The sequence below is a fragment of the Nostoc sp. genome, from assembly GCF_036917575.1.
Taxonomy (GTDB): Bacteria; Cyanobacteriota; Cyanobacteriia; order Cyanobacteriales; family Nostocaceae; genus Nostoc.
Genome location: NZ_JBALDC010000054.1, coordinates 102,922 through 109,150 on the forward strand (window position 1 = coordinate 102,922; position 6,229 = coordinate 109,150).

Sequence of the window (6,229 nt, forward strand, 5' to 3'; positions counted from 1 at the left end):
AGATGAATAGAATAATCCATCAGGTAAAGTTAGGGTAATTTACTCAGTGGTGTTGCTAAACCGTCAATGCTGACAAGATTTCTCTGCTGTTGAAATTCTCGAACTCCCTCTTCGCCTTTTTTACTAGCCCAGTTTACTAGAGTCTGGCGCTGACCTTGATATTCATAGAGTGGTACGCCAAAACCACAGGAGGTCTGGATTTTTTCAATATCAGCGACGATAATTTGACGAGCTCCAGGTATGGGCGAAAATAGAGAGTACAGGGAGTCCCACTCTGGAGAACTCGGTAAAATCGTGGTTCCTTGACCGTAAAGACGCAAGATACACGCGGGTTCTTGAAAAGCACAAAACATGAAGGTTATCCGCCCATTTTCTTGCAAATGGGCAGATGTTTCGTTACCACTACCTGTGAGGTCTACATAACCTACTCGGTTGGGAGAGAGAATGCGAAAGCAGTCCTGACCTTTAGGAGACAGGTTAACATGACCCGTAGCATTCAAAGGTGCAGAGCCAACAAAGAATAGGTGTTGGGCAGCAATAAAGTCTTGTAGTTCCTCAGTAATAGATTCAAAAAATTTAGACATAGACTGTCTGATTTCTATTTACAATTTATGTTTTCAGCCTATGTCTTAGCTAAAAATCTAGCAAGGTATAGTTACTAATGTTTGGTTTATCAGAAAAGAAATAGGAAAAAGTATTACCGTCTCATGTATCGACTAGCCATTTGGATCGCATCAGCAATATCGACATCACCATCACCATCAGCATCCAAGAAGGAATTTAGTACAGAATTTCCGCCAGCTTGGGGATTTTGAGCATTAGCGCCTGATTGCAAAAAGTTTAGCACCAAAGGTACTGCCAAAGGCAGCAATTGTTGAACGATACCAGCATCTAACCCAGTGCGCTGGGCAGCAACTTCAGCTACTTGCTGTTGAATCTGAGGAGAAAACAACGAATTGACGGCTTGAGGGTTGGGAGAAGTACCAGCATATTGATTGACTAAATTTTGTGTGGCTTCATTACCATCTGTGGCTTGTTTATCTTGTAAAGCAGAACGTACTTGACCACCCACAACAGACAAAACAGATTGGATAGTAGAAGGGTCTGCGCCTGTGCGATCGCTCAACTGCTGTACAGTATTAACAATATTTCCTATTTGACCTAAACTCCCCTGTTGATTGGGATTAGCGACTGCACCAAGAATTTGATCGAAAAGTCCCATAAGTTTGTTTCTCTGTTTATTCTCAAAAACTTGCCAAAACTGGCTTGAAGTTTTTTGTGTACGCGGACTTTTGTAAGTCTACTAAAAAAGATTAAAACACGCTACCTCTAAATTTTAACAGTTACTAACTCAAGTATGAGAAACCGATCGAGCCATACCTGTGGTGGGCAAAGCCAACACAAATTTTGTTCCTCGATTTAACTTATACCAATTCAATTAATGATTGCAACACATCTTTGAGTAAAGACGCGACGCCAGTCGCTACAACGGGGGGAACCCCCGCAACGCGCTGGCTCATGAATCGCGTCTCTACAAATGGTCTATTTGTCGCATTCTTTTTTAAAATTGGTATTAAATTGGTAGATAATTTTACCTTAATGTTTTTTTACTACAGTTTGAGATGTGTAGGCTAGCAAGAACCGCAGGCATCGCTAATCCCAAACCCTTACTAATGCGTCGTTTGTAAAAAATAAATCGCCGTCTGTAGATGAATGTTCATCTATCTTTCAGACAGCGATCGCAAAATGCTCAACATATTTTCCCGATATTTGCTCTACGCTAATGCCGCTACTTTCTCTAGTAAGCCTTGAAATAACCTCAAGCCATCACTACCTCCCAGCATTGCGTCTGATGCCCTTTCTGGGTGCGGCATCATCCCCAACACATTGCCCTGACGATTGCAAATCCCGGCAATGTTGTTCAGTGAACCGTTGGGATTCTCCCCTTGATAGCGAAATATGACTTGCCCGTTATCTTCAATTTTTGCAAGAGTAGCTGCGTCAGCGTAGAATCTCCCCTCTCCGTGGGCAATAGGCAAAGTGATGACTTCACTACTGGTATAAGCTTGTGTCCATAAGAGATTGGTACGCTCGACTTTTAAGGGGATGCGATCGCAAATAAAATGCAAATCTCGATTTCTGGTTAACACCCCTGGCAAAAGTCCAGCTTCAGTTAATACCTGAAAGCCGTTGCAAATACCGAGGACAAACTTACCCTTTTGGGCGTGTTCCACAACCTGCTGCATCACGGGTGAAAAACGTGCGATCGCACCACAGCGCAGATAATCCCCGTAACTAAAGCCACCAGGAATAATCACGACATCCAAATCAGCAATATCTGTTTCTTGATGCCAAACCATGCGAGTTGGTTGTAAGAGTAAATCTCTGGTTACATAAGCAACATCGCGATCGCAATTAGAACCGGGGAAAACAACAACACCGAATTTCATGATTAGTTAGGGGAGTAGGGAGTGGGGAGGCAGGGGAGCAGGCGGAGCAGGGGAAGCAGGGGAGGCAGGGGGAGAGAGAATAACTAATGCCCAATCTCCAATCCCCAATCCCCAATCCCCAATCCCTAAAATACCCCAGTTTGAGTTTCGACCTCAATTAATTCAAAGCGGTAATTTTCAATTACGGGATTTGATAGCATTTGGTCACAAATGGTATCAAGGTCTTGACGCGCTTTCTTCTCTTCAGTTGAGGTGATGGTGAGTTCAATGTACTTGCCAATCCGCACCTGGTCAACGTTATCGTATCCCAGTTGCTTGAGACCGGATTGTACTGCCACGCCAGCAGGGTCTAAAACTGAAGGACGAAGGGTCACGAAAATTTTGGCTAGATACTTGGTTTGCACGGCTTTTGCTGAATGCTGCGATCGCTATACTATAACTTTCTGTTCCAACTGAGTGAAAATAAGATTACGAGGCGGTTAAAGTTAATCGATCGATTAGCTCATCTAACAGCTTCAAACTACAGTGGCATACCTAAATAATTGTCTATGAGAGCCATACGCACCCGCAGTCAAGAGCGTATTTTCAACCTCCTGAAAAGTATAAAAAAAGGCATTTCTGCTCAAGATATTTACGTAGAACTACGTAATACAAATCAGAGCATGGGTTTAGCAACAGTTTACCGTTCTCTAGAAGCTTTAAAACTAGAAGGCATGGTACAAGTGCGAAATTTGGCTAATGGTGAAGCCCTCTATAGCCTAGCACAGCAAGATAAACACCACCTTACCTGTTTGCAATGTGGTGTCTCAATTCAGATTAATCAATGCCCAGTTCATGACTTAGAAAACCAGTTAGAATCAAGCCATAAATTTAAAGTTTTTTACCACACCTTAGAGTTTTTTGGGTTATGCAGTCAATGTCAAGTGAATCAAACTACTGAGATTAGTTAATAGTCATATAAATCTTATATGGTGTTGCACTTTATTCTCCTGCAAACTAAAGCCTATGGCTAGCAGAACCTAGAAGCAAATCGGCTTTTTGCAGTGTAGCTTTGTGAGACAGGTTAATGATATAAATTTTCAGATAGAAATGGTGTGAGCAGAAAATTTTCTTTGTTCTTCAAGCTTAACTACAGAAATTATAGGGTGTTGAGAATTAACGTTGAAGAAGCAGCTATGAATTTAAAATCTCTTCTGGAACAAGTAGCTAGGGGAGAAGAAGTAATTTTGCTAGAACAAGATAAAGCTGTCGCTCGTTTAGTTCCTCCGCTATAAAAAGAAGAACGATTAGCAAGTGTGAAACAATTTCATGATTTTCTTGTGATTAAGGGTGAGTCATTACGGCAGTCAGTATCACTGCTGATTGCTTTTCTCTAGCCCTTTAGTCCAAAGTCCAGTACAACTGTAATGCCTAATGAATCAGCTCAAATAGCACTTAAACTGATGATTAAGCACGATTACAGTCAATCTTCTCACGATCGCCATCGTTTTCTCAGCCACCAAACCACAAAACCAACAATGATTCCCACTATGAAACTGGAACTGAAAGGGTAGTCGCAAAAGAAGCGAACTTGCTTAAAAAAAATATCTTTATTACAATCTTTTGCAGGCTCTCTTACCAAAGATATAGTTGCTATACTAGCACCCGCAACAGCTACAAGCTCTTGGAAGTTATGCTCTCGTTCAGATTTTTCCACTTCTATGCGACTGCGAGTAGCGTTAATTGTATCTTCTAAAAGCTGCAAGCCAAGCTGCATATTTTCGATATCTTTGGTAATTTGTGGTAAGTATTTTTTGTTGGCTATGCCGCTAAATTTTTCTAAAAAATCTAACTGATTATTTTGACCTGCTTTTTCTTTAATTAAAGCCAAGCGAAGTTGATAATTAGATAAATTAATTTCAATAATGTTTTTCTGAAAAGAGAGGTTGAGTAAGTCGATTGTATATTGCTGGAGAATGTTATCAATATTATTTAAAATTTTGCGAGAGGTGGTAATATTCTGCTTTTCTTGCCTAGAATTACTTTGATTGGTAATTTTTCTATTTGATTCAATCTGTTTATAATGATTAAGTAGAGATTATTTGACTAAACGACTTTGCCAATAAGCCCACGTAATCTTATTTCGGTAACAAAATAATCCCATCCAATCTTTATAAAATTCCGCAGCTTGTTCTGCGCTCTCTCGATTAGTATAAATAGCAATAATTACATGATGTTCGGGACTATTTAGAGCATTGTTTGCTTTTTTTATGCTGTAGTTTTTATTTTCTGAACGCCATATTTCAAAAACTTTTCCGTCTAAAAAATTACCTTGTTCTGGTTGCCAATAAGTATCTTGAAATAAAGCATAATAGCAATCTTTGGCAATATCTTCAGGCTTTTGAGACGAGTTTTCTGGTAGCCAACCAGAAAACAACCAAGTTTTTCCAATTGTTGCCAGTTCTTTATTTAGTTTTTGTTCGATTTCAGTTTTTAAGATTGCAAAAGACTTAGCTGGTTGAGTTTCAGTCTGATTATTAATAGAACAATCAAGTTGTAAGCCATAAGTGTCATTTAATCTTACAGGATAATAATATCCTTCTAAAGTTTTATTCTGGGAAATAAAGTTAATTTGAGCAGGATGGGTAATCTCTAAATACTCGGTTTCAATGTCAGGATCGTGGAACTTAGTGTCAGAGGGTAATTGAGCTAAAAAAGCAGCTTGGTTTTTTTCTGTTTCTGCATCAGTTGTGTTTAAAGAACTTTTTAAAGCATATAAAAACAAATCGAGTGTAGGATAGATTAAATCGCTCATTACAATGGAAAAACTAATTTGATGGATTGGATTGAGATAAAAGTTGTTTCCATTTTTCTAAAAATGTGGCTTGTTTAACTGTTTCTTCTGGTTTTTCAGAACTACCAACAATAACTACAACATTATTAAGTTGGCTTTCGTAGCCTGTAGCTTCATCTTTGGGTTTAAAACCTCTAGTTATTAAAGCCTTTTCACGAGAAACGAGCTTACTAATTTCAGCTTCACTTGGAAGTAAATTCTGAGGAATTTCTTCTAGATTATCCAATTGAGACTGATAAAATTGATAAGACTGACTTAATTCTGAATTAGCAGCAATTATTTCTAATAAACGTTCTTTAATATGGACTTCCCAAGCTTTAGGTTGAGTTTCTAATTGCTTTGCAACTTCCTTTAAGGTCTGTTTATGTTGTTCTCCAAGGGTAGTTTTTAAGTCTCGAAATGCCAAGAGAAAAACGATGATAGTATTGTCAGGCTTTGTCTTCATAGGTTTTTATACCAAACTTAACTTACTACGACTAGTATAAACATAATTTAAGTGAGATTATTACAGCAAATATTTGATGTTCAGTTTTAATTTTTTCTGTCTATAAAGAATAATTTACAGAATAAAACGCTCTTTATTATACTTTTTGTTGCGTAAATTAATATAGCTGATTGCACGCTTTTCTAGTTATTTTCCGTAAAAACTAAAGAATACTGTGAATTAGGTATTAAAGCTGTAGACAGATTTTGCCTACAGTTCAACGAAATGTTCTAATGGTTAGTCAGGTAAGAAAAATGGCATCGGAATGGGCTGCTCAAGTTATTGGAATTAATTATTACCCAGAGTACACTACCCTAAAGCCGCTAAGCTGCTACGCAGCTAAATTTAATAAACAGCATTACCTTTATTTTTAATCTTACGCTCCCATTTAATAACAAGACCTCCTTCATTTAGCAATTTATTTAATAGCTCTTCTAGCTGTGACACTGACTCGAATAATCT

General features: G+C 38.4%; 9 protein-coding genes and 1 pseudogene. 2 read left to right on the plus strand and 8 right to left on the minus strand.

Translation table 11 applies throughout. The annotated features are described in order from the left end of the window. Positions 1–29: 29 nt before the first annotated feature. The 4 genes from V7K79_RS16585 to purS form a co-directional block, all read right to left on the minus strand. Entirely contained in the window at positions 30–584 is a 555-nt protein-coding gene (locus V7K79_RS16585; RefSeq protein ID WP_335049104.1) for a pyridoxamine 5'-phosphate oxidase family protein, read from the minus strand. Between the two features lie 113 nt (positions 585–697). Further along, entirely contained in the window at positions 698–1,222 is a 525-nt protein-coding gene (locus V7K79_RS16590; RefSeq protein WP_335049105.1) for a DUF937 domain-containing protein, read from the minus strand. A 553-nt stretch (positions 1,223–1,775) separates the two neighbouring features. Then, the gene (gene purQ / locus V7K79_RS16595) at positions 1,776–2,450 is read right to left on the minus strand and encodes a phosphoribosylformylglycinamidine synthase subunit PurQ (RefSeq protein ID WP_335049106.1); all 675 of its coding nucleotides are present in this window, start codon (positions 2,448–2,450) and stop codon (positions 1,776–1,778) included. A 125-nt stretch (positions 2,451–2,575) separates the two neighbouring features. Further along, positions 2,576–2,854, minus strand: a complete 279-nt coding sequence (purS, locus tag V7K79_RS16600; RefSeq protein WP_292747447.1) for a phosphoribosylformylglycinamidine synthase subunit PurS — start codon at positions 2,852–2,854, stop codon at positions 2,576–2,578. A gap of 144 nt (positions 2,855–2,998) precedes the next feature. Here purS and V7K79_RS16605 point away from each other — a divergent pair, with 144 nt between their 5' ends. Together V7K79_RS16605 and V7K79_RS30025 are read left to right on the plus strand one after the other, a co-directional pair. After that, on the plus strand, positions 2,999–3,400 hold the full coding sequence (locus tag V7K79_RS16605) for a Fur family transcriptional regulator (protein ID WP_335049107.1): 402 nt from the start codon (positions 2,999–3,001) through the stop codon (positions 3,398–3,400). Between the two features lie 225 nt (positions 3,401–3,625). Beyond that, positions 3,626–3,724, plus strand: coding sequence for a type II toxin-antitoxin system Phd/YefM family antitoxin (locus tag V7K79_RS30025; protein ID WP_442938948.1), 99 nt, complete (start codon positions 3,626–3,628; stop codon positions 3,722–3,724). A gap of 197 nt (positions 3,725–3,921) precedes the next feature. Here the strand turns inward: V7K79_RS30025 and V7K79_RS16610 are convergent, their stop codons facing one another. The 4 genes and pseudogenes from V7K79_RS16610 to V7K79_RS16625 form a co-directional block, all read right to left on the minus strand. Beyond that, positions 3,922–4,320 carry a hypothetical protein gene (locus tag V7K79_RS16610; protein WP_335049108.1) on the minus strand — a complete coding sequence of 133 codons (399 nt, stop codon included), beginning with the start codon at positions 4,318–4,320 and terminating at the stop codon, positions 3,922–3,924. Between the two features lie 207 nt (positions 4,321–4,527). Further along, positions 4,528–5,214, minus strand: coding sequence for a hypothetical protein (locus V7K79_RS16615; protein ID WP_335049109.1), 687 nt, complete (start codon positions 5,212–5,214; stop codon positions 4,528–4,530). A 43-nt stretch (positions 5,215–5,257) separates the two neighbouring features. After that, the gene (locus V7K79_RS16620; protein WP_335049110.1) at positions 5,258–5,728 is read right to left on the minus strand and encodes a hypothetical protein; all 471 of its coding nucleotides are present in this window, start codon (positions 5,726–5,728) and stop codon (positions 5,258–5,260) included. Between the two features lie 384 nt (positions 5,729–6,112). Further along, positions 6,113–6,229 (minus strand): annotated as a pseudogene (locus tag V7K79_RS16625) (IS630 family transposase); the annotation flags it as partial.

Excerpts from the sequence above, each read along its gene's own strand:
- V7K79_RS16585 (WP_335049104.1), bottom strand. The coding sequence starts at position 584 with ATGTCTAAATTTTTTGAATCTATTACTGAGGAACTACAAGACTTTATT.
- V7K79_RS30025 (WP_442938948.1), top strand. The coding sequence starts at position 3,626 with ATGAATTTAAAATCTCTTCTGGAACAAGTAGCTAGGGGAGAAGAAGTA.
- V7K79_RS16605 (WP_335049107.1), top strand. The coding sequence starts at position 2,999 with ATGAGAGCCATACGCACCCGCAGTCAAGAGCGTATTTTCAACCTCCTG.
- purQ (WP_335049106.1), bottom strand. The coding sequence starts at position 2,450 with ATGAAATTCGGTGTTGTTGTTTTCCCCGGTTCTAATTGCGATCGCGAT.
- V7K79_RS16620 (WP_335049110.1), bottom strand. The coding sequence starts at position 5,728 with ATGAAGACAAAGCCTGACAATACTATCATCGTTTTTCTCTTGGCATTT.
- V7K79_RS16590 (WP_335049105.1), bottom strand. The coding sequence starts at position 1,222 with ATGGGACTTTTCGATCAAATTCTTGGTGCAGTCGCTAATCCCAATCAA.